The organism is Brevundimonas sp., assembly GCF_051858995.1.
GTDB lineage: Bacteria > Pseudomonadota > Alphaproteobacteria > Caulobacterales > Caulobacteraceae > Brevundimonas.
This window is the reverse complement of the sequence record NZ_JBHYGN010000008.1, coordinates 1-26545: the sequence shown is the minus strand read 5'-3', so window position 1 is coordinate 26545 and position 26545 is coordinate 1. Positions and strand designations below refer to the sequence as shown.

Annotated in this window: 34 protein-coding genes; 16 read left to right on the top strand and 18 right to left on the bottom strand. The window is 66.9% G+C overall.

The window, feature by feature from the left end:
* Positions 1 to 127: 127 nt before the first annotated feature.
* Together ACTIEF_RS07700 and ACTIEF_RS07695 are read left to right on the top strand one after the other, a co-directional pair.
* Positions 128 to 1075, top strand: a complete 948-nt coding sequence (locus ACTIEF_RS07700) for a DUF808 domain-containing protein (RefSeq protein WP_439471547.1) — start codon at positions 128 to 130, stop codon at positions 1073 to 1075.
* Positions 1076 to 1173: 98 nt separating this feature from the next.
* Positions 1174 to 1425, top strand: a complete 252-nt coding sequence (locus ACTIEF_RS07695; protein ID WP_439471546.1) for a hypothetical protein — start codon at positions 1174 to 1176, stop codon at positions 1423 to 1425.
* Positions 1426 to 1475: 50 nt separating this feature from the next.
* Here the strand turns inward: ACTIEF_RS07695 and ACTIEF_RS07690 are convergent, their stop codons facing one another.
* A complete protein-coding gene (locus ACTIEF_RS07690) occupies positions 1476 to 1946 on the bottom strand; it encodes a DUF3617 domain-containing protein (protein WP_439471545.1) in 471 nt (156 codons plus the stop codon).
* Positions 1947 to 2156: 210 nt separating this feature from the next.
* On the opposite strand from ACTIEF_RS07690, the gene rpmB reads away from it, so the two are divergent.
* The 3 genes from rpmB (at position 2157) to ACTIEF_RS07675 (ending at position 4681) form a co-directional block, all read left to right on the top strand.
* Positions 2157 to 2453, top strand: a complete 297-nt coding sequence (rpmB, locus tag ACTIEF_RS07685) for a 50S ribosomal protein L28 (protein ID WP_439471544.1) — start codon at positions 2157 to 2159, stop codon at positions 2451 to 2453.
* Between the two features lie 86 nt (positions 2454 to 2539).
* Positions 2540 to 2878: an MmcQ/YjbR family DNA-binding protein gene (locus tag ACTIEF_RS07680; protein ID WP_439471543.1), complete on the top strand. Its 339-nt coding sequence runs from the start codon at positions 2540 to 2542 to the stop codon at positions 2876 to 2878.
* 75 nt (positions 2879 to 2953) lie between these two features.
* Positions 2954 to 4681, top strand: a complete 1728-nt coding sequence (locus ACTIEF_RS07675) for a M1 family metallopeptidase (protein WP_439471542.1) — start codon at positions 2954 to 2956, stop codon at positions 4679 to 4681.
* A gap of 36 nt (positions 4682 to 4717) precedes the next feature.
* Here ACTIEF_RS07675 and ACTIEF_RS07670 read toward each other — a convergent pair whose 3' ends face one another.
* Together ACTIEF_RS07670 and ACTIEF_RS07665 are read right to left on the bottom strand one after the other, a co-directional pair.
* Positions 4718 to 5494 (bottom strand): transglutaminase-like domain-containing protein, encoded by a 777-nt coding sequence (locus ACTIEF_RS07670; protein ID WP_439471541.1) that lies wholly within the window; start codon positions 5492 to 5494, stop codon positions 4718 to 4720.
* 63 nt (positions 5495 to 5557) lie between these two features.
* Positions 5558 to 5719, bottom strand: a complete 162-nt coding sequence (locus ACTIEF_RS07665; RefSeq protein ID WP_439471540.1) for a hypothetical protein — start codon at positions 5717 to 5719, stop codon at positions 5558 to 5560.
* A 162-nt stretch (positions 5720 to 5881) separates the two neighbouring features.
* On the opposite strand from ACTIEF_RS07665, the gene ACTIEF_RS07660 reads away from it, so the two are divergent.
* A complete protein-coding gene (locus ACTIEF_RS07660) occupies positions 5882 to 6430 on the top strand; it encodes a lipocalin family protein (RefSeq protein WP_439471539.1) in 549 nt (182 codons plus the stop codon).
* A 32-nt stretch (positions 6431 to 6462) separates the two neighbouring features.
* Here the strand turns inward: ACTIEF_RS07660 and ACTIEF_RS07655 are convergent, their stop codons facing one another.
* From ACTIEF_RS07655 to ACTIEF_RS07645, 3 genes are all read right to left on the bottom strand, one after another.
* The gene (locus tag ACTIEF_RS07655) at positions 6463 to 7023 is read right to left on the bottom strand and encodes an HNH endonuclease (RefSeq protein WP_439471538.1); all 561 of its coding nucleotides are present in this window, start codon (positions 7021 to 7023) and stop codon (positions 6463 to 6465) included.
* A 147-nt stretch (positions 7024 to 7170) separates the two neighbouring features.
* Positions 7171 to 7818 carry a trimeric intracellular cation channel family protein gene (locus ACTIEF_RS07650; RefSeq protein ID WP_439471537.1) on the bottom strand — a complete coding sequence of 216 codons (648 nt, stop codon included), beginning with the start codon at positions 7816 to 7818 and terminating at the stop codon, positions 7171 to 7173.
* Between the two features lie 16 nt (positions 7819 to 7834).
* Positions 7835 to 8491 (bottom strand): DNA-3-methyladenine glycosylase family protein, encoded by a 657-nt coding sequence (locus ACTIEF_RS07645; protein WP_439471536.1) that lies wholly within the window; start codon positions 8489 to 8491, stop codon positions 7835 to 7837.
* Positions 8492 to 8535: 44 nt separating this feature from the next.
* Here ACTIEF_RS07645 and ACTIEF_RS07640 point away from each other — a divergent pair, with 44 nt between their 5' ends.
* Both ACTIEF_RS07640 and gluQRS read left to right on the top strand, forming a co-directional pair.
* The gene (locus ACTIEF_RS07640) at positions 8536 to 9669 is read left to right on the top strand and encodes a cupin domain-containing protein (RefSeq protein ID WP_439471535.1); all 1134 of its coding nucleotides are present in this window, start codon (positions 8536 to 8538) and stop codon (positions 9667 to 9669) included.
* Positions 9670 to 9681: 12 nt separating this feature from the next.
* Positions 9682 to 10527 carry a tRNA glutamyl-Q(34) synthetase GluQRS gene (gene gluQRS, locus ACTIEF_RS07635; RefSeq protein WP_439471534.1) on the top strand — a complete coding sequence of 282 codons (846 nt, stop codon included), beginning with the start codon at positions 9682 to 9684 and terminating at the stop codon, positions 10525 to 10527.
* Here the strand turns inward: gluQRS and ppk2 are convergent.
* The gene (gene ppk2 / locus ACTIEF_RS07630) at positions 10524 to 11273 is read right to left on the bottom strand and encodes a polyphosphate kinase 2 (protein ID WP_439471533.1); all 750 of its coding nucleotides are present in this window, start codon (positions 11271 to 11273) and stop codon (positions 10524 to 10526) included. The genes gluQRS and ppk2 overlap by 4 nt on opposite strands.
* A gap of 159 nt (positions 11274 to 11432) precedes the next feature.
* On the opposite strand from ppk2, the gene ACTIEF_RS07625 reads away from it, so the two are divergent.
* From ACTIEF_RS07625 to ACTIEF_RS07615, 3 genes are all read left to right on the top strand, one after another.
* A complete protein-coding gene (locus tag ACTIEF_RS07625) occupies positions 11433 to 12575 on the top strand; it encodes a serine hydrolase domain-containing protein (RefSeq protein WP_439471532.1) in 1143 nt (380 codons plus the stop codon).
* Between the two features lie 42 nt (positions 12576 to 12617).
* Positions 12618 to 13379 carry an extensin-like domain-containing protein gene (locus ACTIEF_RS07620; RefSeq protein ID WP_439471531.1) on the top strand — a complete coding sequence of 254 codons (762 nt, stop codon included), beginning with the start codon at positions 12618 to 12620 and terminating at the stop codon, positions 13377 to 13379.
* A 218-nt stretch (positions 13380 to 13597) separates the two neighbouring features.
* Complete coding sequence (locus tag ACTIEF_RS07615; protein WP_141627597.1) at positions 13598 to 13801, top strand: cold-shock protein; 204 nt, start codon at positions 13598 to 13600, stop codon at positions 13799 to 13801.
* 278 nt (positions 13802 to 14079) lie between these two features.
* Here ACTIEF_RS07615 and ACTIEF_RS07610 read toward each other — a convergent pair whose 3' ends face one another.
* The 9 genes from ACTIEF_RS07610 to ACTIEF_RS07570 form a co-directional block, all read right to left on the bottom strand.
* Positions 14080 to 14628 carry a hypothetical protein gene (locus tag ACTIEF_RS07610; RefSeq protein WP_439471530.1) on the bottom strand — a complete coding sequence of 183 codons (549 nt, stop codon included), beginning with the start codon at positions 14626 to 14628 and terminating at the stop codon, positions 14080 to 14082.
* Between the two features lie 162 nt (positions 14629 to 14790).
* Positions 14791 to 15330 carry a DUF6882 domain-containing protein gene (locus ACTIEF_RS07605; RefSeq protein ID WP_439471529.1) on the bottom strand — a complete coding sequence of 180 codons (540 nt, stop codon included), beginning with the start codon at positions 15328 to 15330 and terminating at the stop codon, positions 14791 to 14793.
* 98 nt (positions 15331 to 15428) lie between these two features.
* The gene (locus ACTIEF_RS07600) at positions 15429 to 16106 is read right to left on the bottom strand and encodes an HNH endonuclease (protein ID WP_439471528.1); all 678 of its coding nucleotides are present in this window, start codon (positions 16104 to 16106) and stop codon (positions 15429 to 15431) included.
* A gap of 106 nt (positions 16107 to 16212) precedes the next feature.
* The gene (locus ACTIEF_RS07595; protein ID WP_439471527.1) at positions 16213 to 16431 is read right to left on the bottom strand and encodes a hypothetical protein; all 219 of its coding nucleotides are present in this window, start codon (positions 16429 to 16431) and stop codon (positions 16213 to 16215) included.
* Positions 16432 to 16511: 80 nt separating this feature from the next.
* Entirely contained in the window at positions 16512 to 16880 is a 369-nt protein-coding gene (locus ACTIEF_RS07590) for a hypothetical protein (RefSeq protein ID WP_439471526.1), read from the bottom strand.
* 368 nt (positions 16881 to 17248) lie between these two features.
* The gene (locus ACTIEF_RS07585; RefSeq protein ID WP_439471525.1) at positions 17249 to 17776 is read right to left on the bottom strand and encodes a hypothetical protein; all 528 of its coding nucleotides are present in this window, start codon (positions 17774 to 17776) and stop codon (positions 17249 to 17251) included.
* Entirely contained in the window at positions 17773 to 18693 is a 921-nt protein-coding gene (locus tag ACTIEF_RS07580; RefSeq protein WP_439471524.1) for a hypothetical protein, read from the bottom strand. The genes ACTIEF_RS07585 and ACTIEF_RS07580 overlap by 4 nt, the downstream gene beginning before the upstream one ends.
* Before the next feature lie 69 nt (positions 18694 to 18762).
* Positions 18763 to 21108, bottom strand: coding sequence for an excinuclease ABC subunit UvrB (uvrB, locus tag ACTIEF_RS07575; protein WP_439471523.1), 2346 nt, complete (start codon positions 21106 to 21108; stop codon positions 18763 to 18765).
* A 94-nt stretch (positions 21109 to 21202) separates the two neighbouring features.
* A complete protein-coding gene (locus ACTIEF_RS07570) occupies positions 21203 to 22108 on the bottom strand; it encodes a hypothetical protein (protein WP_439471522.1) in 906 nt (301 codons plus the stop codon).
* 126 nt (positions 22109 to 22234) lie between these two features.
* Between ACTIEF_RS07570 and ACTIEF_RS07565 the strand changes: the two genes are divergently transcribed.
* The 5 genes from ACTIEF_RS07565 (at position 22235) to ACTIEF_RS07545 (ending at position 25110) form a co-directional block, all read left to right on the top strand.
* Complete coding sequence (locus tag ACTIEF_RS07565; RefSeq protein WP_439471521.1) at positions 22235 to 22744, top strand: methylated-DNA--[protein]-cysteine S-methyltransferase; 510 nt, start codon at positions 22235 to 22237, stop codon at positions 22742 to 22744.
* Positions 22745 to 22806: 62 nt separating this feature from the next.
* Entirely contained in the window at positions 22807 to 23289 is a 483-nt protein-coding gene (locus tag ACTIEF_RS07560; RefSeq protein ID WP_439471520.1) for a hypothetical protein, read from the top strand.
* Positions 23282 to 23956 (top strand): hypothetical protein, encoded by a 675-nt coding sequence (locus tag ACTIEF_RS07555; RefSeq protein ID WP_439471519.1) that lies wholly within the window; start codon positions 23282 to 23284, stop codon positions 23954 to 23956. The genes ACTIEF_RS07560 and ACTIEF_RS07555 overlap by 8 nt, the downstream gene beginning before the upstream one ends.
* The gene (locus tag ACTIEF_RS07550; RefSeq protein ID WP_439471518.1) at positions 23949 to 24158 is read left to right on the top strand and encodes a helix-turn-helix transcriptional regulator; all 210 of its coding nucleotides are present in this window, start codon (positions 23949 to 23951) and stop codon (positions 24156 to 24158) included. Before ACTIEF_RS07555 ends, ACTIEF_RS07550 begins: the two co-directional genes overlap by 8 nt.
* A gap of 127 nt (positions 24159 to 24285) precedes the next feature.
* Positions 24286 to 25110: a sulfite exporter TauE/SafE family protein gene (locus ACTIEF_RS07545; protein WP_439471517.1), complete on the top strand. Its 825-nt coding sequence runs from the start codon at positions 24286 to 24288 to the stop codon at positions 25108 to 25110.
* 83 nt (positions 25111 to 25193) lie between these two features.
* Here ACTIEF_RS07545 and ACTIEF_RS07540 read toward each other — a convergent pair whose 3' ends face one another.
* Positions 25194 to 25703, bottom strand: a complete 510-nt coding sequence (locus ACTIEF_RS07540) for a retropepsin-like aspartic protease family protein (protein ID WP_439471516.1) — start codon at positions 25701 to 25703, stop codon at positions 25194 to 25196.
* A 183-nt stretch (positions 25704 to 25886) separates the two neighbouring features.
* Positions 25887 to 26054 carry a DUF1289 domain-containing protein gene (locus ACTIEF_RS07535; RefSeq protein ID WP_439471515.1) on the bottom strand — a complete coding sequence of 56 codons (168 nt, stop codon included), beginning with the start codon at positions 26052 to 26054 and terminating at the stop codon, positions 25887 to 25889.
* Positions 26055 to 26545: the final 491 nt, after the last annotated feature.

Sequence of the window (26545 nt, the reverse complement as noted above, 5' to 3'; positions counted from 1 at the left end):
ATAAATCTACCTATGTAGATTTAAGTCAAGCCACCTACCGGAGGACGGTGTTCGCGGGCGGCATCGACACGCGCCCGCGCCTGTCCTACCTCTGCCGTCTCCCTCCGTTCCTGCTGTGACGCACCTCATGCCCTCCGGACTTATCGCCCTGCTCGACGACGTGGCGGGGATCGCCAAGCTGGCGGCGGCGTCCATCGATGATGTGAGCGCGGCGGCGGGCAAGGCGGGGGCCAAGGCCGCGGGCGTCGTGGTCGACGATGCGGCTGTGACGCCGAAATACGTCACGGGGCTGGAACCCAGCCGGGAGCTGCCGATCATCGGCAAGATCGCCATCGGCTCCATACGCAACAAGCTATTGCTGATCCTGCCGGTCGCCCTGCTGTTGACGACCTTCGCGCCATGGGCGCTGACACCCATCCTGATGCTGGGCGGGACCTACCTCTGCTTCGAGGGCGCCGAGAAGCTGATGGAGATGTTCGGCGGCGGGCATCACGGCGAGGACGCGCCCGTCATCGATGATCCGGCCCATCTAGAGAAAAAGACCGTCTCCGGCGCCGTGCGTACCGACCTGATCCTGTCCGCCGAGATCATGGTCATCGCCCTGAACGACGTCGCGGATCGCCCACTGGCCATCCAGGCCGGGGTGCTGGTCGTCGTCGGCCTGGCCATGACCGTGGCCGTCTACGGCGCGGTCGGACTGATCGTGAAGATGGACGATATCGGCCTGCACATGGCCCAGAAGTCCTCACCCCTCAGCCAGCGCATCGGACGCGGACTGGTCAAGGGCATGCCGGTGGTCATGTCGGCCCTGTCGGTCATCGGCACCTTCGCCATGCTGTGGGTCGGCGGCGGCATCCTGATGCACGGCACGCATGAACTGGGTCTGCACTGGCCCGCCGAGCCGGTCGAGCATCTGGCCCACGCCATCGCCCACGCCTCGGGCCCGCTGGGCGGTCTGACCGGCTGGCTGACCACCGCCCTGATCTCGTCAGTGATCGGCGTCATCGTCGGCGGCGTGGTCGCGTTCGTCCTCCACCAGATCGGGCGGCTGAAGCCGGGCGGCGCCGCGCATTGATGCGAAACACGCGAAAGTTATCGGTTAACTCTATTTAAGATTGTACAGACGCACCCGCGTTTGCGCCAATGCGAACCTTCACCAATGGAGGGTTCGAGATGAAGCTGATCAAGTCTCTTGCGTTCGTGGCGGCCGTGGCCGTCGCCGGTGTGGCCGGGGTCGCGTCCGCGGTTCCGCCGGGTCTGCTCTACGAAAAATATTATTATACCGACGCGACTTACACGACGGTGGTCGGTCATCAGCTGGACCGTTGCGTCAACGGCAATGTCGGTTCCGGCACGCTGCATGGCTCCAAGTCCGACTACGTCATCGCGACGGCGGTCGGCGAGTGCCCCGGCGGCTACTGGTAAGCCTCAGATGTCTCCCGTCGCTGATCGGGCGGCGGGAGACGTTCCGATTGTCAGAAATACTCGGCGTTGGCCGGGCACTGGGCCGCGATCCGACGGGCGGTGATCGAGGCGGGAAGATAGGGCGTGCCGCGCGCCAGTTGGGCCCCGCCGCGGAAGGTGAAGCTTTCCGACGTATAGGTGCCGTTCAGACGCACATTCACCCGGCGATTCTTGTGGTCGGTGCAGGTCCCTTCGAAGCGGGCATTGCCGTTGCCGACCTGACGCACCGGATAGGTGCAGCGCCAGCGGCGCGTCGACAGGCCGCCGAAGAATCGGTTGATCTCGCTGGGCCGCACGCACTTCTGTTCAGTGTCGCGAACGCCTACGGCGCTGGTCGTATATTCCCAATAGCCGGGCAGGACGGTATCGCCGCCGGTCTGCGGCTGCATGGCGGCCTGCGGCGTCGCCGGCGCAGCCAGGAACAGGGCGCCGACGATCGCGGGAACGGCGACGGCGGCGGCTCGGGTCAGGACGGTCTTCATCTCGTGGCCCCTCGGGCGATTGGTCCGTTAGTGACTAGAGGGGATATATGGCGGGAATTGAACAGTGGCTGAACGGCTGGCCCGCTCCAGACGCCTTGACGCCCGGCAGACTCTTCCTCTATACGCCCCACCTCTCGCGCTGGACGGTGTCTCGCGCGCACCTGTTTCATGCGTCTGCGCCCGTCGCGGACCGCTCCGAAGGATAGTCAGATGTCGCGTCGTTGCGAACTCACCGGTATCGGCCCCATGGTCGGCAACAGCGTGAGCCACTCGAACATCAAGACCAAGCGCCGCTTCCTGCCGTCGCTGAAGGCGGTCAAGGTCAGCTCGGACGCTCTGGGCCAAACCTTCTCGCTGCGTATCTCGAACGCCGCCCTGCGCACCCTCGACTACAAGGGCGGCCTGGACGCCTTCATCGTCAAGGCTCGCGACGAGCAGCTGTCGGTCGCCGCCCAGCGCATCAAGCGTCAGGTCAAGGCCAAGCTGGCCGAGCAAGCCGCCGCCTAAGCAGCGCTGCTCTATAGAGTTCTGAAGGGGCCGGTGGTGACACCGGCCCTTTTGTTTTGCGCGAAACAGGGCGCATCCTTCGCCCCATGACCCGCGACGAGATGTTCGCCTACGCCCTGACCCAGCCAGGCGCCGAGGATTCGACCCTGCACGGCGGACGCTGCGTCCGCGTCCGGGGCCACTGGATCGTCAATGACAACACCGACCCGAAAGCCCTGGCCCTCGCGCTGGACCGGGAGACCGTGGACTTCCTGATGGCGACCGAGCCCCGGACCTATTTCCAGACGCCGCATTTCGAGGGCTGGCCCGCGGTGCTGGTGCATTATGAGGCCGCCGACGACGACCGCCTGCGCGAACAGATCGACAAGGCCTGGGCCCGACGCGCCACCAAGGCCCAGCGAAAAGCGCGAGGGATGGAGGTCTAGAGCCTCGCCTCGACGGTTGCGCCGACCGCCCCGCCCGGCCAGTCTGCGCCCCTGTTCGCCGGGGAGGCTCATCACATGTCCGCATCCATCCGCCACGCCGTCCTGCTGGGCGCCTCGCTGCTGGCCCTGGGCGCCGCGCCTGCCTTGGCGCAGGATCAGGCCACGCCCGCCCCGGCCCGCGAATCGACCGCCTTCACCCTGGCCACCGACCAGCCGCGCACGCCCGAACAGGAGGCCGTCCGCTTCGACAAGGCCGACCTGACGCTCAAGGTCATCCCCGACGACAAGACCATCGAAGGCGTCGCCGTCCTCGACTTCACTGCCACCGGAATGCTCAGCGTCCTGCCGCTGGAACTCGACACCCTGCTGACCATCTCCTCGGTGCAGGTGGACGGACGCGAGATCCAGCAGGGCGAAGGCGGCTGGCGCAATCCGGAGGGCCGCCTGTGGATCGAGCTGGGCCGCGACCTGGCGCCCGGCGACACCGTCCAGATCCGCATCGCCTACGCCGGCGCCCCGCGCGTCGCCCCCCGCGCCCCGTGGGACGGCGGCTTCGTCTGGGGCTCGACACCCGACGGCAAGCCGTGGATCGCCACCGCCGTCCAGCCTGAGGGCTGCGACATCTTCTGGCCCTGCATCGACAGCCCCCTGGCCGAGCCGGGCCGGGTCGATCTGCACATCACCGTCCCGTCGGACCTCGCCGCCCCGTCCAACGGCCGCTTCCTGGGCACGGTGGACAACGGCGACGGCTGGACAACCTGGAACTGGTCGGCGGCCAATCCCAACACCTACGCCATCGCCCTGAACATCGGGCCTTACGACGAGATGAAGGCCGACTATCGTAGCCGGTTCGGCAACACGATCCCGATGTCCTACTGGTATCTGCGCTCGGACGATCCGGCCAAGGTCGCGGCCCTGTTCGCCGAGTTCGCGCCGATGATGGACTTCTACGAATCCACCGTCGGCCCCTTCCCGTTCGGCGATGAGAAGATGGGCGTGGTCGAGACCCCGCACCTGGGCATGGAGCACCAGACCATCAACGCCTACGGCAATGAGTACCGCCTCGACGGCAAGGGCTACGACTGGCTGCTGCACCACGAACTGGCGCACGAGTGGTTCGGCAACCAGATGACGAACCGCAACGCCGACGACATGTGGCTGCACGAGGGTCTGGGCAGCTATATGCAGCCCCTCTACCTGCGCTGGCTGCGGGGCGAGCAATATTTCCAGGCCGAACTGCTGAAGCAGCGCAACGGCCTGCTGAACCGCTATCCGGTGGTGTCCGGCACGGACAAGTCCGAGGACGAGGTCTACAAGGGCGACGTCGGCCCGGGGAACGACATCTACAACAAGGGCTCTCTGATCGCGCACTCCCTGCGCCTGCTGATCGGCGACGAGGCCTTCTTCCGCTCGGTCACCCGGCTGGTCTACGGCCGCCCCGATCCGCGCCCGGGCAATTTCACGCCCCGCTACGCCACGACCCGCGAGTTCCTGGCCATCGTCAACGAGGAGACCGGCCGCGACTACGGCTGGTTCTTCCAGGGCTACCTCTACAACGCCGCCCTGCCCGACCTGCGCCAAACGCGCGAGGGCGACCGACTGGCGCTCGAGTGGGTCACCGGCGACGGCCAGACCTTCCCGATGCCGGTCGAGGTCGAGGTCGACGGCCAGGTCACCACCGTCCCGATGACCGGCGGCCGCGGCCAGATCACCGTCCCGGCCACCGCCCACGTCCTGATCGACCCGCGCAACAATGTGCTGAAGCGCGAGGTCTTCATCGAGGAATGGCGCGCACGGTTCTGACCCTCACTTCCCTTCTCCCGTTGGGAGAAGGCAGCGTTACTCAGCCACCGCGCTGACCGACTGCCGCACGAACCGGCACGTCCCCTGCGTCGTCAGGAAGGCGATGTCCGCCGCGTCGCGCCCGCAGGCGATCCGCACCAGCCCCTCGACCGGCGCCAGCCCCGTCGGATCGACCAGCCACCAGCCGTCCGACAGCCAGACCTCGAAGATGGCGTGGAAGTCCGGCGGCGTCAGTTGGTGCGCATAGGCGCTGACCGCCCGCGCCGGAATGCCCGACGCCCGGCACAGGGTAATGCCCAGGTGGGTGAAGTCGCGGCACACGCCGGCCCGGTCGATGAAGGTGCGCGCCGCCGTCGTCTCGCTGTCCGACGATCCCGGCTCATAGTCGATATTGGCCTTCAGCCAGTCGAGGATGGCCAGCACCCGCTCGCCCCCGATGGTGCCGCCGAAGGTCCGCTCCACGAACCGCCCGAATTGGTCCGACGGGCAATAGCGGCTGGGATTCAGATAGGTCAGCACCTCGGCCGGCAGCTCATTCCAGTCATGCTGCACCGTCACCGGCGGCAGGCCCTTCAGGATGCCGTTGTCGACCACCGCCTCATAGGTCAGCGTCACCTCGCCCGACAGATGCGCGCGCAGGGTCCGCGCCCCGAACTCATCGTCCTCGTTCTCGATGAAGTCGACGTGCGGCATCGTGGTCAGCCGCTCCTCGAGGATATTCTGCCCCGGCCAGTGCGCGACCTGGATCTTGTAAATGGCGTCCGTCGGAGGATCGAAGCGATAGACGAGTTCGGCGCGGACGCGGATTTTCATGGGAGCTCGACTGAGGCAAGCGGGACCCGCCGTCAACGTCGCGGATGCGAGCGGCGTTCCGCGTCAGTGCAGCCGCCCCTGCCTTGCCTCGATGAGGTCTGCGCTGCGCTCGCACTCTTCCGCATATTCGGTGAGCTGACGAATGGTCATCGGATCGGTGGCGGCTTTCAGCAACGCCCGAGCCTTTGTGGCTTGCGCGCGCAGTCTTTCTACGGTGTTGGACATGCTCCCCGAAAGCACTTCGGGATCGGCTTGTTCCGAAGCGCACCACTCGCTTATGCTGGACAGAATGTCGCATCGCGCTGTGTGCGACGGCGCCTTGTACACGCGATTTCAAAGCCCCGGTCCGCGCCGGAACGCCGCCCCGGTCTCCGCCGTTTGGGGGCGATGAAACGCATCCTAACTCTTTCCGTCATCGCCGGCGCCGCCATCGCCCTCACGGCGTGCGCTACGATCCAGCGTGGTCCGGTCGGCAATGCCGCGGTCCCGCAGCCCGCCAAGGCCGTCGATCTGGGGCGATACTCCGGGCTCTGGTATGAGATCGGCCGCTATGAGAATGGCTTTGAACGCGGCTGCGAGGGCGTAACCGCCGAGTATACCGTAAGGCCGGACGGCCTTGTCGGTGTCCGCAACACCTGTCGCCAGGGCAGCGTCACCGGTGATGAAAAGGTCTCCGAAGGCAGGGCTCGCATTGTCGAGGATAGCGCGAACGCAAAGCTGAAGGTGTCCTTCTTCGGCCCATTCTATCTGGGCGACTACTGGGTGCTGGATCGAGCGGACGACTACTCCTGGTCCATCGTTGGAGAGCCTTCCGGTCGATACCTCTGGCTTCTTAGCCGGACGGCTCAACCGTCTTCAGCCGAGCGTGAGCGGATCATGCTCCGTGCACGGCAACTGGGCTATGACCTGTCGCTTGTGCGCGAAACGCGACACTGAGCGATAGATCCCTGAGAGCGTGGTCGCCGCTCCTACGGCTCCAGCTCGATGTCCCAGTACAGATAGTCCAGCCAGCTCTGGTGCAGATAGTGCGGCGGGAACCTCCGTCCGTGCTCCTGCAGTTGCCAGGCGCTGGGCCGGTGCGGCGCGCGGCGGACGATCATCTGGGCCTGCTGGGGCGTGCGGCCGCCCTTGCGCAGGTTGCAGGGGCCGCAGGCGGCGACGATGTTCTCCCACGTCGTGCGCCCGCCGCGACAACGCGGGATCACGTGGTCGAAGGTCAGTTCGGTGGAGTCGCCGCAGTACTGGCAGACGAAGCCGTCGCGCAGGAAGACGTTGAAGCGGGTGAAGGCGGGCTGCCGGTCCTGATCCACATAACTCTTCAGCGCGATCACGCTGGGCAGCTGGATTTCCATGGAGGGGCTGCGCACGACCTTGTCGTAGACGGACACGACGTCGACGCGGTCCTGGTACACCGCCTTGACCACCTCCTCCCACGGCCAGATCGACAACGGGTAGTAGGACAGCGGCCGGAAGTCGGCGTTCAATACCAGAGCGGGCCAGCCCGAAGGGGGACGACTGAGGACCTGCATCAGGTCCGCTCCGCGGTACGGAGGGTTATCAAAGCGACAGGACTGAAGACACGTCTCCTTCCCTCGTCAGGCAGGATCGACGGTAGCCTTGATTCGTGGGCTTGGCGATGACCGGACGACGACGCTTTCGCGACGTTCGCGCCGGGTTCAGCGGGCCACGGTGCCGGGGAAGGCGGGCAGGCTCCAGCCCCAGGCCAGCGCTCCCGCGCGCAGGGCGAAGCCCAGCGTTCCGCCCACGACGGCCGCAGGCCAGACGTCCAGCCCCAGCACCCGCGCGACCACGAAAACCGTCGCGGCCAGCAGCGCGGCGGACACGGTGATCTCACGCCGCAACAGGATCGACGGCTCGCCGGCCAGCAGGTCGCGCACCACCCCGCCGAAGCAGGCGGTCAGCGCCCCCATGACGATGCAGATCAGCGGCGCGATGCCGAAGGCGCCCGCCTTGGCCGCCCCCATCACCCCGTAAGCCGCCAGCCCGATCGCATCGAGCCACAGCAGGGCGCGGAACCGCCAGGGCCGCGCGCCCACCATCCACACCGCCACCGAGGCCGCCAGGCAGATGGCGATGTAGCGCCAGTCCTGCACCCAGAAGACCGGCGCCCCGATCAACAGGTCGCGCAGCGTCCCGCCGCCCACCCCGGTGATGGCGCCGAAGAAGGCGAAGGTGACCAGGTCGTGCTTCTGGCGCGCGGCGGCCAGCGCGCCGGTGGCGGCGAACACGGCCACGCCCGCGAAATCGAGCGCGCCGAGAACCGTCTCGGGATTGGCGATGGCGGGGTCGACCAGAGGCGTCATGCCCCTAGCCTAGCCGCTATGCGGGCGGGTTCTCCAGCACGATCTCGCCGCGCTTCACCGCCCCGTACCAGGCCCACAAAAGATGGGCCGCGACACTCCGGTGGGGAGACCAGGCCTCGGCCCGCAGATTGGCCGCCTTTTCCTTCGGCCGCAGCGGCGCCCCGTCGGCCCAGCGCATGGCCTCCTGCAGGGCGATGTCCCCGCCGGGGAAGACATCCGTCCGCCCCTCGCAGAACATCAGAAAGGTGTCCGCGGTCCATCGTCCCACGCCCTTGATGGCCACCAGCTTCTCGACCGCCTCCTGATCCGACAGCCGCTCCAGATGATCAAAGTCGATCCGCCCCTCGACATGCGCCCGCGCGATCTCATGGCCATAGGTCGCCTTCTGGATCGACAGCCCCATGGCCCGCAGCGCCTCGATGTCGGTGGCCAGCGTCCGCTCGGGCGTCACCTCCCCGCCCAGCCCGTCGAAGACCCGCTTCCAGATGGCGGCGGCGGACTGCACCGAGACCTGCTGCTCCACGATCATGCGCAACAGCCCCTCGAACCCTCCGGTGCGCGACCGCCATTCGAACACCGGCAGCGTCCGATGGGCCTCGCCCAGACGGGGATCCAGCGCGACCAGGGCCTCGCGGGCGGCGGCGATCTGGGCGGGAGCAGGTGGAACAGGCATGGCGCTTCATCGACAGGCGGGGACGGGCGATCTAATCCTGGAGAATGATCACCTTTGACGATCTTCTGCATCCGATCACGCCCGCGCAATTCTTCGCGGACTATGACGACCGGAAACCGCTGCACATCCCGGCGGGCGACGACCGGCGCAAGCGCGAGGTGCTGCGCTGGGCCGACTTCAACGCCATGCTGGATCGCACCACCATCTGGTCGCCGAACAGCCTGCGTCTGGTGATGAACCACAAGGCCCTGCCCGCCGAGGACTACTGCGCACCGATGCAGACGATGGAAGGGACCTTCCTGCGCCCCGTCGCGGGCAGGGTCGAGATGCTGCTATCCACCGGCGCCAGCCTGGTCGCGAATGACGTCATGCACCTGCATCCGCCCGTGACCGCGATCACCGCGGCGCTGGGCGAAGCCTTCGGCGCCAAGATCGGGGCCAACATCTATTGCTCGTTCCAGGGCGTGCAGGCTTTCGGCACCCACTACGACAACCACGACGTCTTCGTGATCCACACCGAGGGCGAAAAGGTCTGGAACCTCTATCAGGGCCGCGCAGCCAATCCGGTCGATCAGCTTCCGGACGACGCCGACACCCGCCGCTATTTCGAACAGACGCGCGGCCCGATCCTGCAGAAGGTCACCATGCGGCCCGGCGACGTCCTGTATCTGCCGCGCGGCTGGTATCACGACGCTCTGGCCCAGGACGGCGGCTCGCTGCACGTGACCTTCTCGGTCTCGCCCCTCTATGGCCGCATCCTGCTCAAGCTGCTCGACAATGCGGCCATGCAGAACACCGCCTTCCGCGCCTATCTGCCGCCCGCCTCGCGCGACGGCGGCGTCGCGCTGGGCGCCCGGCTCAAGGAGCTGGGCCAGTTGCTGGCCGATATCGCCGCCTCGCCCGCCTTCCGCGACGAGATCGCCATGACCCAGACCCAGCTGGTCGCCCGTCCCTCCGGCTTCACCCTGCCCGAGCGCAAGCCGGTGACCACCTACCGCACCACCGGACGCGGCTTCCCCCGCGCCTCCATCGCTGTCGGCGTGGCCTATGAATGGATGCAGTCCGAGCGCCAGTTCTCGCTCGAGGACGCCATCGCCCGGTTCGATTTCGTGTCCGAGGCCGACATCCGCGCGGGCGTCGAGGCCGCCGTCGCCGCGGGCGCGATCCAGCAGGTCTGAAGCCACCACCGGATGATCACCCGCTTCGCCCCCTCGCCCACCGGCCGCCTGCACAAGGGGCACGCCTTCTCGGCCCTGACGGCGTGGACGACGGCCAAAGCGGCGGGCGGGCGCTTCCTGCTGCGCATCGAGGACATCGATCCGACCCGCTGCAAGCCCGAGTTCGACGCGGGCGTCCTCGAAGACCTCGCCTGGCTGGGGTTGGACTGGGAGACGCCTGTGCGTCGCCAGTCCGCGCATCTGACCGACTACGCCACCGTCATCGACACCCTGAACCGGCGCGGCCTGCTCTACCGCTGCTTCCGCACCCGCAAGGAGATCCTCGACGCCATCGGCGACGCCCCGCACGGGACCGCCGAGGCGGTCCGCCCCGGCCCGCATCCGCCTGAGGAGGAAGCCGCTCTGCTGGCCGAGGGCCGCGCCTTCGCCTGGCGGCTGTCGCTGGACCGCGCGCGCGAGGTGCTGGGCGACCGGGCGTGGCAGGCGCTGACCTTTGTCGAGGAGGGTGAAGGTCCCGACGGCGAACGCGGCCTGATCCGCGCCCGGCCCGAGACCGCTGGCGATGTCGTCGTGGCCCGCAAGGACGCCGGCGCCGCTTACCATGTCGCCGTCACCCACGATGACGCCCTGCAGGGCGTGACCCACGTCATCCGCGGGATGGACCTGTTCGAGGCGACGCACATCCAGGTCCTGCTGCAGGCCCTGATGGGCTGGCCCACGCCGGTCTATCGCCATCACCGGCTGGTCACCGGCGAGGACGGCCGCCGCTACGCCAAGCGCGACGGCTCGGTCACCCTGGCCCATCTGCGATCAGAGGGCCTGCCCCCCGCGAGCTTGCGCGCCGAACTCGGCTTCTAACGGAACAACCGGTCGAGGTTGTCCGCCGCCGGGAAGACGATCTTCGCATCCGGCGCCTCCACCTCCGCCCTGGGACAGGCCAGGGCGGTCAGGACGTGGCGGATGATGTTCAGCCGCGCCGTCTTCTTGTCGTCGGTCGCGATCGCCGTCCAGCGCGCGGCCTTGCTGTCGGTTTCCTCCAGCATCCGGTTGCGCGCCCCGCTGTAGGCGTCCCAGCGCGCCTCGGCCTCGGCGTCCAGCGACGACAGCTTGAACCGCTTCAGCGGATCCTCCCGCCGCTGGGCCAGCCGCTTGGCCTGCTCCTGTCGCGAGATGTCCAGCCACAGCTTGATCAGCACGATCCCGTCGTCCGTCAGCATCCGCTCGAAGCGCGGCGCGTCCTTCAGGAACTGGGCGTGCTGTTCCGGCGTGCAGAAGCCCATCACGGGCTCCACCCCGCCGCGATTGTACCAGGAGCGGTTCAGGATCACCGTCTCGCCCGCCGCCGGCAGATGGCCGACGTAGCGCTGGAAATACCACTGGCTCGACTCGCGCTCGGTCGGCTTGGGCAGGGCGACCACCCGCGTCTGCCGCGGCGACATATATTCCGTCAGCCGTTTGATCGCCCCATCCTTCCCCGCCGTATCCCGGCCCTCGAACACGATCAGGGTCCGCACGCCCTGCTCGATCGTCCAGGCCTGGGTCTGCACCAGCGCGATCTGCAGGCGTTCCAGATCGGCGTCGTAATCGTCTTTGCTCTTGCCCATGGCCCCACCGTGCGCCCCCGCCCGCCCGAGGGCAATGTTGCAGCCCTGTTTCAGTCCTGTTTCAAATCGGCCCCCGGACCGCCCGAAAGCTGTCGCCTTTCTCACGTGTCCGGAACCGGCGTTACGGCTAAGCCTGCCGCCGCAAACAGGAGTTTCCGGATGATCGCCGACCGCCGCCGCCTGCTGACCGGCCTGGCCGCCCTGCCCGTTCTGGGCGCCCTTCCCCGCATCGCCTTCGCCCAGGATGCGACCGCCGCCGACGCCGCGCTGGATGAGGTCTTCGCCGCCGCCGCCCCGCCCGCCATGGCCGCCGCCGTGGCCACGCCCGACGGGCTGAGCTGGTCCGGCGTGCGCGGCATGCGGCGCGCTTCCGACGCCGATGGCGTGACGATCAACGACCGCTGGCACTTGGGATCGAACACCAAGGCCATGACCGCCGCCGTCTTCGCCCGCCTGGTCGATCAGGGCCGCGCCCGCTGGGCCATGCCGCTCAGCGAGGCCTTCCCCGGCCTGACCCTCGACAGCGGCTGGAACGGCGCCACCCTCGACGATCTGATGCACCACCGCGCCGGTCTGCTGGATCAGGGCGTGCTGGGTCGCGAGTGGCTGACCGCCGCCCGCGCCGACACCCGCGGCCTGCCCGAGCAGCGCGCCGCCCTCGCCGCCGCCGTCCTGTCCGCCCCGCCGCAGGGGCCGCGCGGAACCTTCGCCTATGGCAACGCCGACTACATCCTGCTGGGCGCCGCCATTGAGCGGATCACCGGCGCCAGCTGGGAGGACGCCATGCGGACCCAGCTCTACGCTCCGCTCAACCTGACCAGCGCCGGGTTCGGCCCGCCGCCGGGTCGCGACAATCCCTGGGCCCACCGCCTGATCAACGAGCAGCGCACCCCCATCCCGCCCGAGCATCCCGCCGCCGACAATCCCCAGGCCCTCGGCCCCGCGGGCACAGCCCATATGAGCCTGGCCGACTACGGCCGCTTCGTCGCCGCCTTCATGGGCGGTTCGCCCGGCTGGCTCAGCGCGGAAAGCCTCAGCCGCCTGACTGCGCCGCCCGCCGGCTCCCCGCCCGCCTACGCCTGCGGCTGGGGCGTGCGCGAGCAGCCGTGGGGCGGTATCGACGGCCCCGGCCCGGTGCTGGGCCACGACGGCTCCAACACCATGTGGCACTGCACCGTCGCCCTGGCCCCGCAGCGCAAGCGCGCGATCATCGTCATGGCCAATGACGGCCCCACCGGCCGCGCCGCCTGCCAGTCCATGTCGTCCAGGCTGGTCCCCCTGGTCTTCGCCCCTTCGACCTGACCCCCTTGCCCGCGCCGCCGGGACGGTTAACCCTGTCCCGGCATGAAGCGCGACTTCGCCGATTTCTGGAACCTGCTCTGGGAGGCCGCGCTGGGCGTCTGCGCGGCCTTCGCCCTGCTGAACGCCTTCGCCCCGGACCAGGACCTGCCGTGGAAGCCGCTGGACCTCAACCACCCCATCGGCCAGGCCACCGCCGCCAAGGTCGATGATTTCGAGCTGACCCGCGTCGCCGCCCCGGAAGAGGTCACCGCCGTCACCGACGCCTGCATGCGCATCCTGCGCGAGGCCGGCGTCACCGTCGAACGGGCCGAAGACCGCGACGACGGCGGCTTCTGCGTCGTGCGCGGCGCCGTGCGGATCACCGGCGGCGACATCACGCCCCTGGCCCCCGGCGGTCTGGTCATGCAGTGCCCGCTGGCGGTCCGCTACGTCATCTGGGACCGGCAGGTGCTCCAGCCCGCCGCCGAGGAAATCCTCGGCTCCAAGGTCGCCCGCGTCGACAACTACGGCTCCTACGCCTGCCGCCGCATCTACAACTCCGACCGCCCGCAGGACCGGCCCAGCGAGCACGCCCGCGCCAATGCGCTCGATGTGGCGGGCGTGACGCTGGAGGACGGCCGCACCGTCTCTGTGGCCAATGACTGGACCGGAACCGGCCCCGCCGGAGAGCCCGGCCAGCGCTTCCTGCACCGGCTGCGGCAGGGCGGCTGCCGCGTCTTCTCGACCGTTCTGAGCCCTGACTATAACGCGGCGCACCGCGACCACCTGCACGTCGACGGCGCCCCGCGAGGCCTGTGCCGTTAGCCGACGGTAAGGCCTCGCTTACCCTTTTCGCCTTGCGAGTGAATCGCTTTGCTGTTGACCGCCGCTGTTTTGCGGGTGAGAACTTCGCCCGCAGTCCGGATTTCGCGCGGTCTCCATCCCCGTGCAGCGCTCCTTCTACTGAACGAGCTTGTCCAGATGGGCTGACGGATTCCCCGCAGGGGCATCCGCCTGGAAAAGCGCGTTTACGGAGACGCACAATGGCGACCGGTACGGTCAAGTGGTTCAACCCGACCAAGGGTTATGGCTTCATCCAGCCTGATGGCGGCGGTCAGGACGTGTTCGTCCACATCACCGCGGTTCAGAAGGCTGGTCTCGCGGGCCTCGATGAAAACGCCAAGGTCGAATACGAGCTGGAATCCCAGCGCGGCAAGACCTCGGCCGTGGACCTGAAGGTTCTCTAGGAACCGACACCCACGTCGAAACGGAAGGGCGCGGTAGCCACTGGCTGCCGCGCCTTTTCTTTTGGGCCGCGGACCGTCGGCCCTTCGGGACCTCCCGACCCGACGCGGCCTGGCGCTTCGCGCGATGTTCTCCCTCCCCGCCCCGGGGAGGGTGGCCGAGCCGCAGGCGAGGCCGGGTGGGGGCGGCTTGGCGAAGCAGCCGCGCTCCCGTCGCCGGGCCCTCCCCACCCGGTCGCTTCGCGACCACCCGCCCCGGGACGGGGAGGGAGACCCCAGATTTAGGGCACATCCTCCGCCGCCCCCGGCGGCAGCCCCATCTCCTCGCGCCACGCCTCCCGGTTCGCCATCAGCGTCACCGCATCCAGAAACCCGGCGCGCCCCAGCCGCCCTTCGTCGTTCCAGAACCGTTCCGCCCAGGGGTGCGCCTCGGTCAGCCACGCCCGGTCCCGCGCCGCCACCTCCGGCCCCAGATGCTCGGCCCGCCATTCCAGCACGAAGCCGACATGCCACAGCGGCACGCCCGCCGGCGACGCCTCCCCCCGCATGGCGGCGGCCAGCACCATCGCCACCGCGCGCTGCTCGGCCAGCCTCAGCTCGAACTCTTCCAGCTTCGCCCGCGCCCACCGGTCCCAGCCCTCCACCGGCTCCGGCTTCGGATCGACCCGCTCGGGCCGATACCAGTTCTCCGACGCCCGTCGTCGCCACAGGTTGGCCAGCCCGACCTGATACCGCCGCGCCAGCGACGCCCCGGTCTCCCCGGCCTCCCACTGCCGCCGGATCTCGGCCCAGGTCTCTTCCGAACGGATTTTCTGATCGCTCCAGTCCATGGGCGAACGATAAACCGCCGATACGTCAAATTTGGTCGCACGGCTCTCCCTCCCCCCATGGGGAGGGTGGCTGTCGCGCAGCGACAGACGGGTGGGGAACCGCTGCTCCGCCCCGGGGAGGGTGGTCGCGCAGCGACCGGGTGGGGACGGCTCAGCGCCCCCTCACCCCGCGTTCGGATCGCGAATGCTGACCTGCCCATAGGTCATGAACACCAGCGCGCTCCCGGCCGGTCCGCGATAGCCGCCCTGCGCCCCGGCCAGATGGCAGGCCAGGGCGGTGAAGGTCCAGCCGTCCGTCTCGTCCGCCTCGATCTTGCGGGTGGTCAGCGCCTCCAGCCCATGCTGCTCGCCGAACGCGCGCACCGCCTGCGCATGCTCCGAAACCGGCGCGGGCACCGACGGATGGTCCCAGCCCCACAGCCAGGTGCCGTCGGCGGTGTTCAGCGTGCCGATCACCTGCACCGGCGCGGTGATCTCCCAGCCCTTGTCATTGATGAAGGTGATCGTCCCGGCCTCCAGATCCGCGGCCCAGCTCTCGCCCGACCCCAGCCCCCACATCCCGACCGCGGCTTCGGTCTTCAGCTGCAACTCCGCCTCGGCCCGCGCGAAGGTCGCATCGATCTCGGCGTCATCGGCGGCGGGTGAAGGCTCTGCCGGGGTCGGGGCTGGTTTCTTGCCGAACAGGGAGTCGAGAAACTTCATCGGACGCGCCTCCGTGGGGGATGACAGGCACCGTGCGGGGGAAACCGGTCTGGAAGCAAGCGGTGAAGGCCGCTGGGTCTGTGGCGCGACCGGAGCCCTCAGTCCTCGCCCTCAACCCAAACCACCCCAGGCTCAGCAGCCATCGGATAGGGCTGCCTCCGCGCTTCAAGACGCTCAACCAACTCCTCAACGGAAATCAGCCCGTTGCGATGGATCATCCGATGGCAATTGGGGCAGAGCGCCGCGAGATCGGACAGCTTCGTCGTCGCCCCATCCTCAAGCTGCGCGACCGGCAGCCGGTGGTGCGCCTCGATGTAGCCTTGGCCGAGATCGCCGTAGACCTCCCCCAGATCAGTCTTGCAGGCCTCGCAGGCGAAGCTGGTCAGGGAGTCCTTGAAGGTCTTGATCAGACGTCGCGACCGCTCGCGCCCCAGATGGACCCGCAACCGCCGACGGCCCTCGGCGGCTTCGACGTCCACCTCGGCCTCATCCAGCACCACATCCGTGTCATCGGGCGCCGATTGCCAGCCCTTCAACCGCCAGCGCCCGGTGTTGGCCTCCAACCCGTCCACGCTCTCGAACAGGTCCGGCGTTCCAGCCTTGTAGGCGCTGGTCTGGGAAGAGAACTGGTAGAGCCGCCCTCGCACCACGTTACGCGCGAATTTCGGATGCGGCTTCGGTGCAATCTCAAGCACCCGCCGAAGCAGGTCGCCGATCTGGGCCTCCCCGCCCAAGTCGTCTAGCGCCTGCACCACATGCGAAACAGAGATCGGCATGACCTAGGCCAACCGTCCCATGCCGGGTCCACGCCCGACGCCCGCTTCCCACTTGCAGTAGGTTTCGCTCCCCATCCACCCACCGTAGCGGGTGGATGATCAGCCGTCAGCCCTTGCCGCGCGAGTAGCCGTCAATGTCATTCCCGTCCTTATCCACGGCGGACATGCGCACGGCGTCGAACTCTTCCGTGCCTGCGGCCTCCCATTTCACCTCGACCAAACCATCGTAAACCAGATCGACGGCCTCTTCGGCATTCCGGGCCGTCACTGTGCAGGTGTAATCCACATAGGCGTCGACGCGGGACAGGATGGTGAACTTCGGCATGGCGCTCTCCTTTCCCCGAAGTGTGCCGATGACGCCTGAACGCCGCTACCAACCCGAGGTAGGAACCTGTTCCGCCGCCCCTACGTCCGCCGGAACCACGCCTCCCAGTCCCGCCGGTCATAGGGGTCCCAGCGCCAGTGGCGCCGCAGGCGTTCGGCGGCGAAGGCCTCGCCCAGCGCCCATTTCTCCTTGCGGCACCCGGCCAGCTCCGACTCCGTCACCTCCAGGGAGGTCGCAGGGCGGCCGCAGCCGGAACAGCGGAACCGCCCGCACAGCCACAGCTCGCCCAGCGAGACGGCGCGCAACTGCGCGGGCAGGTCCGCCCCGCGCACCTTCCGCCAGCGACCGCAGAAGTCGCAGCCGATCCTCAACGCCATGTCATGGCGCCGCGCCGACTGCAGGGTGATCAGGGCGGGCGGCTTATCCGGACCTTGCGGGCGATGGTGCATGGCCTACAGCCACCCGCAGCCGTTCTCGCGTTTCGGCTTGCGCGTCTCGTGGCTGACATGCGCTGTCCGCGCCCCACACTCACAGACAAACCGCCGCGACAGCCCCTGTGGCGGCAACGCTCGCCCGGCGAACCGCTTGGCGGCGTCGATTACGGCGTCATGGCCGCAGCCGGGGCGGAGGCAGCGGATGTGGAGGAAGCGGACGATGAAGTCGGGCGAGACAGGCGGGGCGGGCAAGAGATTGGGCTTACGTCAGTGGCCACACCACGGGTAGCGTGGTGGCACTGAGAACGCGAGCCAAAGTTCACTCTTTGTTCCCTTTAGGCTGTGGAGAAGCCGCGCACCGGACAGTGCCTGCCAATCAATTTTCAAGTTACGGCATACTCTTTCGAAAAGAGTATATAGCTGCGCTTGATCGTCATCATCAGCGTAGAAAGGAAATGAAAAAGCGTCGCAACCGAGAAAGCAACAGCCCACTCACTAGTGTTCCTGAATGTAAAGAAGCAGAAAAACTCAATCAACGCGACACAGCTAAACAACGTCAAATATGAAAGATTTGTGTTTAACTCAGCCAGCAATCCCCTCCTCTCTGAGGATCTACTCTTGAATCTTTGAAGCTCCTTTGGATCCGACGGTAAAGACCATTGCCTTTGAAATATAGCAAACATTGCTACCTGAACATTCAAGAGCAAGCCGACAAATATGCCGAAGAAAGTGATAGTTACATTATAAACATCACGATCTAGGGGTATCTTGAACAAGAACGCGGCGATGCCCGCTCCGATGGGAATCGCAAAAAAAATGGCTAGATCAGCGAAAGAAACGCGGTCCTTTGCGTGATCCGATAAAGTAGCAAGGTGATCCGTGACGATCTTTATTACATTGATCTTAGTCATCTCTCATCACCGATCCTGTTGTTCAGATCTATCATAAGAATATCCGACTGCTCCGCGATAGAATCGAACGTCGGATGTCCGTTCGCTCCCTTCACGACCACCTCTGTTACATCGACCGCTCCGGTATCAGCCGTGGGCCCCAGAATTCCTACGGGACGATATTTTCCGCCGATCATGATAGTCGCCACCGCTTCCTCGTACTCATGCCCGTCAATCACAACAACGCCGTTGTCATCTGGCTCAAAATCCCCAGCGATATCACTGAGTATGCCGAGAATTGCGCCTCGTTGCGGCTTGACACTGAGCTCAAAATTTACCGAGCGAACCTCTCCGGATGCAGAATAGGCTTCGAACCGATCACTATGTTTCTGACTGCGGATGAAGGTTAGTTTCTTTACAGGCGCATCCCTATAAAGCGAGTTGGGAGAGTCTACCGCCACCAGCTTTTTAAATCGAAGTATATAGTTAGGATTTACAGCTTCAAAAGCCTTCTGGATGGCGACCACAACCAGAGACACGCAGCTTCTGCCGTGAAAAGATTGGAACGAGAAGATATGTCGACGATCTTCCTCGCGCTCCCAAAATTCAAAGAACAGAGGGACTTCCTCGACATCATCAACTTGGCGATCGTACCGTTTTGCTTTGGTCTTAGCACTTCGAAATGTACTCTCGAAACCAAAAGTCCCGTAGTTGATGTAACCCCGTATGCTTCCGTCGTGTTCCGACGCTTTTCGCTCAAAGAACCAGCTACGCTCGACTTCCGCGTCGTCCACGGCTTCGCTATGGGACGCGACGAACTCCTCCAGAAAAGCATGGACAGACGAAGCCAGTTCTGCGGGATCACACGGCTCTGAACCGCGTTGGTGCTTGGCGTGGGCGGTTACTTTGTAAAAGCGAAGGCCGATCGACGATGTCATTTTATGCTCCGACTCGGATCGGAGAATACCGATGGTTGTTTGACGTACAAGTATGGTTGAAAGCAGGCTTCACCGCCCCTTCCGGAACGCCTCCGCCTTCTCCGCCGCCGCTTCCGCCCGCCAGCGTTTCGGGGCGGACTTGTCGACCTCTTCCCCGGCGCCGGTCAGGGCTTCGTTGGCGAATTCGAGGTCGAGGAGCTTCATCTTCTTGATCTCGTCGCGGAGGCGGGCGGCTTCCTCGAATTCCAGGTTGGCGGCGGCGTTGCGCATGCGGCCTTCCAGATCCTTGAGGGCGGCCTGGAAGTTGGAGCCGATGAAGGGCTTGGCCTCCTCGGCCACGCCCGGGCGGGTCAGGCGGTCCATCTCGCGGCTCTCATAGGGCGAGGCCATGATCTCCTTGATGTCGCGCTTGACCGATTGCGGCGTGATGCCGTGCTCCTCGTTGTAAGCTTGCTGCTTCTCGCGCCGGCGGTTGGTCTCGGCGATGGCGCGCTCCATCGAGCCGGTCATGCGGTCGGCGTAGAGGATGACGCGGCCGTCCACGTTCCGCGCGGCGCGACCGATGGTCTGGATCAGGCTGGTTTCGGAGCGCAGGAAGCCCTCCTTGTCGGCGTCGAGGATGGCGACCAGACCGCATTCGGGGATGTCGAGGCCCTCGCGCAGCAGGTTGATGCCGATCAGGACGTCGAATGACCCGAGGCGCAGGTCGCGCAGGATCTCGATGCGTTCGAGGGTGTCGACGTCGGAGTGCATATAGCGGACGCGGATGCCCTGCTCATGCATGTATTCCGTCAGGTCCTCGGCCATCTTCTTGGTCAGGGTGGTGACGAGGGAACGGTAGCCCTGGGCCGCGACGGCGCGGACCTCGTCGATGACGTCGTCGACCTGGTTGCGGGTGGCGCCGGACACGGGGCGGATCTCGACCGGGGGGTCGATCAGGCCGGTGGGGCGGATGACCTGTTCGGTGAAGACGCCGCCGGTCTGGGCCAGTTCCCACTCGCCGGGGGTGGCGCTGACGTGAATGGTCTGGGGCCGCATGGCGTCCCATTCGTCGAATTTGAGCGGGCGGTTGTCGATGGCGCTGGGCAGGCGGAAACCGTACTCGGCCAGGGTCGATTTGCGGCGATAGTCGCCCCGGTACATGGCGCCGATCTGGCCGACGGTGACGTGGCTCTCGTCGACGAACAGCAGGGCGTTGTCGGGGATGTATTCGAAGAAGGTGGGCGGGGGCTCGCCGGGGCCGCGGCCGGTCAGCCAGCGGCTGTAGTTCTCGATGCCGGCGCAGGAGCCGGTGGCCTCCATCATCTCCAGATCGAAGCGGACCCGCTGTTCGAGGCGCTGGGCTTCGAGGAGTTTGCCGTTCTCGACCATCCAGTCGAGCGTCTCCTTCAGTTCGGCCTTGATGCCGGTCATGGCCTGGTTGAGCGACGGGCGCGGGGTGACGTAGTGGCTGGCGGCGTAGACGGTGACCTCTTCGAGGTCATTGGTCTTCCTGCCGGTCAGGGGGTCGAACTCCTGAATGGACTCGACCTCGTCGCCGAACAGCTGGACGCGCCAGGCGCGGTCTTCCATGTGGACGGGGAAGATCTCCAGCACGTCGCCGCGCTTGCGGAACATGCCCCGCTCGAAATTGAGGTCGTTGCGCTTGTACTGGAGCGCGATCAGGTCCGCCCGCAGCTTGGCCTCGTCGATCTGGTCGCCGACCTTCAGGGTGAAGGTCATGGCCGTATAGGTCTCGACCGAGCCGATGCCGTAGATGCAGCTGACCGAGGCGACCACGATGACGTCGTCCCGCTCGAGGATCGCCCGCGTCGCCGAGTGCCGCATCCGGTCGATCTGCTCGTTTATCGAGCTATCTTTCTCAATGTATGTATCAGTTCTCGGAACATATGCTTCCGGTTGATAATAATCATAATACGATACGAAGTATTCGACCGCATTGTCCGGGAAGAAGGCCTTGAACTCGGAATAGAGCTGGGCCGCGAGGGTCTTGTTGTGGGCCAGGATCAGGGCCGGACGCTGGGTCTGTTCGATGACCTTGGCCATGGTGAAGGTCTTGCCCGAGCCGGTGACGCCCAGCAGCACCTGATCGCGGTCGCCCGCCCTGGCCTGCTCGACCAGTTCGGCGATGGCGGCGGGCTGGTCCCCGGCCGGGGTGTATTGGGTCTCCAGCCGGAAGGGGATGTGTTTGCGGTCGGTCGGCCGGTCAGGCCGGTGCGGCACCCAGTCGGCGGGCTTGCCGGGCGCCTCCTCGGGCGTCAGGCGGGGGCCGGTGACCGGGGCGAACATGGGCATGCGACCGCCGCCCGCGCCGACGGGACCGTCCTGGATGAAGGGGGCCTGCGCCTCCTGCAGACCCGGCTGGTGGACGGGCTTGGGCGTGCCTTGCGGGGTCGGACGGGTAGAACGGGCCATGAACGCAATCTAGTCAGCGGAAGGGGCGCGCGCCAGTGACGCGCGCCCCTTCGAGGTTCGCCTGCTGACAGCAGGTTGGCAGCAGGACCGCGCCCTAGCGACGGACGCGGGCGCGGGTCTCCAGATCGCTGATCCGGCGTTCGAGGTAGCTGCGGTCGTCGGACGACGGCTGGATGCGGCTGTAGGCGGCCTCCAGACGGGTCAGGTCGCCCAGCTCGACACGGATCTGGGCCTGCGCCGAACTGCTGAGGCCCGAGGACGACAGGGCGCGGTCGACGTTGCTCAGACGGGTGCGGTTGTCGATGACGGTCGAGCCGCCGCCGGACGGGCCGTCGCCCACACGGGCGTCGAGCGCGTCGAGGCGGCTGTCGAGATCGTCGCGTTCCTGCGAGGTCAGGCGGCCGTCGCGCAGATAGCCGCTCTCGACCCGGATCAGGTCGGCGTAGTCGGTCTTCAGCCGGGTGCCCTCGGTGCGGGTCAGGCGGCGGTTGCGGACGGCGGCGTCGACGCGGGCCTCGAAGTCGACACGACCGTCGGCGACGGTGGTCCGGCCCGAGGAATAGTCCGAGCCGCCGGCTTCGACGCGCTGCGAGAACTCACGATATTTGGCCACCAGATCGGCGCGCTCCTGCGTGGTGACGCGGCCGTCAGCGGTATAGCGGGCCTCGAGCTGGACCAGATCGTCATAGTCATAGCGCAGGCGGTTGGCCTCGCTGCTGGACAGGCGGCCCGCGCGAACGTCGGCGTCGAGCCGGGCCTGAAACTGGCTGCTCTGGTTGGACAGGGGGCGGCGGCCCCGGCTCCACTCGCTCTCCAGCGAGGTCGAGACGCCGAAACGGTCGCCGAACAGGGCGCCGAGGATGGCGCCGAAGGCCTCCTGCTGCTGGCTGGGCTGCTGCTGCGGGGACGAGGAATAGGGCGTCTGGGCCAGAGCCATGGGCGCGGCGGCAAGGATCAGGGCGCCGGCGGCCACGGCGGGCGCGAATTTGAGGGAGGTCATCGGGTCATCTCCGACCGTTGTTCGGGTCCGGAGAACGACGGCGCCGAAGGATGGTTGCCTTGCGCCGCCGAGGAGAATGTCCGAAAGCCGCGAGCTTCAGGCGCGGATTCAGGGCAGGATGCTGGGATGATCCTGAGCCTCTCCATCCTGCCCTCCCCCGTCGGTCCGCTGGCCGTGGCCTGCGACGCCGAGGGCCGGCTGCGCGGGGTCAGCTTCGGCGAGGGGCTGGAGCGGGTGATGCGGCGCGAATATCCGGGCGCCGCCCTGACCGAAGGCGAGACGCCGACGGCGGTGCGCGACGGGCTGGAGGCCTATTTTGCCGACGATCAGGCGGCGCTGGGCCGGGTTCCGTGGTCGCTGGAGGGCGCGGTCGCCGCCGACGGCTTCCAGGCGCGGGTCTGGCGGGCGCTGGCGGAGATCCCGCCGGGCCTGACCATCAGCTACGGCGAGATGGCGAAACGGGCCGGAGAGCCGGGCGCGGCCCAGGCGGCGGGCGTGGCCCTTAACCGCAATCCGATCGCCCTGGTGCTGCCCTGCCACCGGGTCGTCGGCGCGGACGGCGCCATGGTCGGCTTCGGCGGCGGGCTGGAGCGCAAGACCTGGCTGCTGAGACACGAAGGGGCACTGCTGCTCTGACCGCTTGACTCATGTAACCCACAGGTGACATGTAACCCGTAGGTGACACGGGAGGCGGACACATGGGCGGGAACACACGACAAAGGGCCGGCGAGAGCTATCGCGACCGGGTGCAGCGCGACTGGGTCCGACGGATCACCGTCCTGCCGGGCGCGACGCTGGGCATCACGCTCATCGCCATGATGCGGGCGGACGAATGGCTGAGCGGCGAGGATCCGGGCCTGAGCGGCGTCATTCTGGCCGGCGCGGCGGCGATCAATCTGCTGCTGATCCCGCTGATGCTGATGGGGTGGGACGGCGGCTCGCGGAAGCAGAAGCGGCTGCTGGAGGACGAGCTGACCCGCGCCTACCGGGCCAGCGCCATCACCTGCGCCTTCTGGATGCTGCTGGTCGGGGCGATGGGCGTCTATCTGGTCGGGCTGTGGAAGCCGCATGTGGCGGTGGTCGCCCTGCCGATGGTGCTGTGGGTCGCCGCGGCGACGGCGGCGCTGAGGTTCGCGCAGCTGCATCGCCGGGCCGAGCGGGAGATGGAAGCCTATGACTGACTCGAAGAAACGGCGCAGCGCCCCGCGCATCAGACTCGGCCTGGCCCTCGTGGCCGTGATGTCATTCATCTGCGCCGGCCTGCCGGTATGGATGTGGCATGACGGGCTGCTGGACACCGTGGAGATGTCCACCTCGCTGATCATGTGCCTCGTCGTCGGCTTCACCCTCGGCGGATCGGCGCTGACCTACACGCCGGAGCCGATCCCGGACACCGGCCGCATTGGGAAGCCGGTGGTTGAGCCCAACCTGAGCTGGCAGTTGGTCAGCAATGTTGTCGCCGGCTTGCTGTGGACCGCCTGGGGGACCATGCAGGCGGTCAGTGCATTCGGAGACGAACACCATTTCGCCGGATATGCCTATGCGTCTCTTGTCCTGCTCTGGCTCTATGTCTCGCCCGCCACCCTCATGGGCTGGGCGCCCCAGGGAAAGCAACTGCGCGACGATCCGGACCGCGAGTTGAACCATGCCTTCCGGGCGCGGGCGACCGCATCCGGCTTCTGGGTCCTGCTGGCCGGTGGCGCCGCCGCCTTCCTGATCAGCTTCAGCGCCCCAGCCATGCTGACCTATGTGCTGCCCTTCGCCCTGTGGCTGGGCGGCAGCGTGGCCTGCGTTCATTTCGTCTGGCTGCATCGTCAGGCGGACAAGGGTCTGGGCGACGATGGGTGATCCGCGACTGGCATCGCGCCTGAAGGAGGCGCGGCAGGCGGCGGAACTGACGCAGGCGGAACTAGCCGAGAAAGCTGGTGTCTCTCGCAAGACCGTCAACACCGTCGAGAACGGGGTCTTCATCCCCTCGACCATCCTCGCCCTGTCGCTGGCGCGCGCGCTCGGCGTGACGGTGGAAGAGCTGTTCTGGTTGGCGGACTGAGCAGAGGGAATTGGGAATAGAGATTGGGGATTAGGGAAGCATGCGCCCGCCCCCGGGGCTCCTCCCGCGCCTAATCCCCAATCCCTAATCCCTTCTCGCCCCCGCGCCCGACGGCTAGACCGGAACCATGACCGCCCTCCCCCTGTCCGAAATCCTGATCCTGCTGGCGGCGCTGGTCGCGGCGGGGCTGGCGGGCGGGCTGGTGGCGGGGCTGTTCGGGGTCGGCGGCGGGACGGTGATCGTGCCCGCCCTCTTCTACGCCTTCGAGGTGCTGGGCGTCGGCGGCGAGAGCAATCTGCACGTCGCGGTGGGCACCTCACTGCTGACCATCGTGGCCACCTCGCTGCGATCCCTGAAGGCCCATCGCAGCCACGGGGCCGTGGACGAGTCGGTGCTGAAAAGCTGGACGCCCTGGGTCGGATTGGGTGGACTGGTCGGCGCGGCCATCGCCGGGGTCGCCTCGATGGAGGGGCTGGCCGTCGTCTACGGCGTCTGCCTGGCGCTGATCGGCCTGCAACTCGGCTTCCTGCCCGAGCGGTTCACCCTGGCGAAGGACATGCCGACCGGCTGGGCGCGGCGCGGGGTCGGCACGGCCATCGGCGGGCTGTCGGCCATGATGGGGATCGGCGGCGGCAGCTTCGGCGGGCTGGTGATGACGCTGTGCGGGCGGCCGATCCATCAGGCGGTCGCGACGGCTTCGGGCTTCGGCGTGGCCATCGGCGCCGCGGCGGCCTTCGGCTTCCTGGTGTTCGGCTGGGACGCGGTCGGTCGCCCGCCCTTCTCCATCGGCTACATCAATATCCCGGCGGCCATCGTCATGGGCGTGCTGACCACCGCCGTGGCGCCCTGGGGCGCGAAGCTGGCCCACCGGCTCGACAAGCGCGTCCTGCGCAAGGTGTTCGCCGTCTACATGGTGGCGACGGCGCTGTCGGTGGTGGTGAAGGCGGTTTGAGCTTAGGAGTTAGGAATTAGGGGCGCGGTGCGTGCCGTGGGAGCCATCCCACTAATTCCTAATTCCTAAGCCCTACGCCCTTCCTACGGTCGCAACGTCAGCGCCGCCGGAGTCGCGGTGAACGCCGAGAGGCGGCCAAGGTAGCTCATGCCCAACAGCGAGTGCGGCAGGCCCTGCTCGACGACCAGCGCTTCGACGCGGTCCACTTGAGCGCCGGCGACCGAGACGGCCTGAAGCTGGACGGGAGCGGCGCGGACGGGACCGGAGGCGGTCGTCACCGTGGCGCTGAAATCAGCGGGCTTCAGACGCAAACCCAGACGGCCGGCGTCGGCAGGGGTCAGGACCACGACGCTGGCGCCGGTGTCGATCATGACCGGGACGGCGTGACCGTCGATATTTGCTTCGGCCCAGTAGTGGCCGTCAGCAGCCTTCAGCACCTGACCGGGAACGCCGCTGGCCGGCGCGTGGACGGCGGGGCGCTCAGCGGCCTTGGCCTCGCCGCGCAGGCCCGCCTGATCCATCCACCAAAGGACGCTCAACGACGAGGCGACAGCCAGGGCCACGACCCCGAGGGAGGACAGGTCGAAACGCATGAACACGCGTACTCGCGGCAACCACCGCTTCCTGCGGCCCCTCCCCTGTCGCACACGCCCTGTTGGGATGCGGTGAAGGAGGATGGTGGATAGGGAGTTAAGCGAAGGGATTAGAGATCCGGTCACCCCATCGCAACCACCGGCGCCCCAACCTCGCGCCTTCTAATCCCTAACCCCCAATCCCTACCCGCCCAGCTTCCCCGGATCGATCCGCGACCGCCGCGAGGGCAGCTCGGCCGTGATCTCGGCGCGGCGGTCGTCGGTCAGGGCGCTCCAGCCGCCGATCTCCTGCAGGGTGCGGTAGCAGCCGAGGCAAAGCCCGCTCGGACCATCGACAATGCACACCTGCACGCACGGCGTTTTGACCGCGCGCGGTGGGCCTGAAGGCGGGGAAGAGGCGTTCGATGACATCTGAGCGAAATATGATCCGGTAGCGGAGTAAAAAGGATTGCAATTCGCGCGTAACCATACTACCTTGACCATGACGCGAAACGACTATGACGGTGAGACCCCCGATCAGCACGACGTGTCTCTTTTCATCGTTCAACGAAAGGAGACATCACAGATGAACGACAGAGACAGAAATCTCCAACACGCCATGATGAGCTTCGCGCTCTGGGGCGGAATGCTGGTGAACACGAAGAACACGAATGGGGCGGGCGACCGCGTTGTAAGCCACCCTTCGAATTTCGTACCAGTAAAGATCGACAGGGCGCGCCGGTAAGGCGAGACCCGGATCCGAAGAATACAGAAGCCCCGGGCCGCAAGGTCCGGGGTTTTTGTTTGAGCTAGGCCGAATCGACATTCACCGCATCCAGATCATGGAAGCGGCGATATGGACG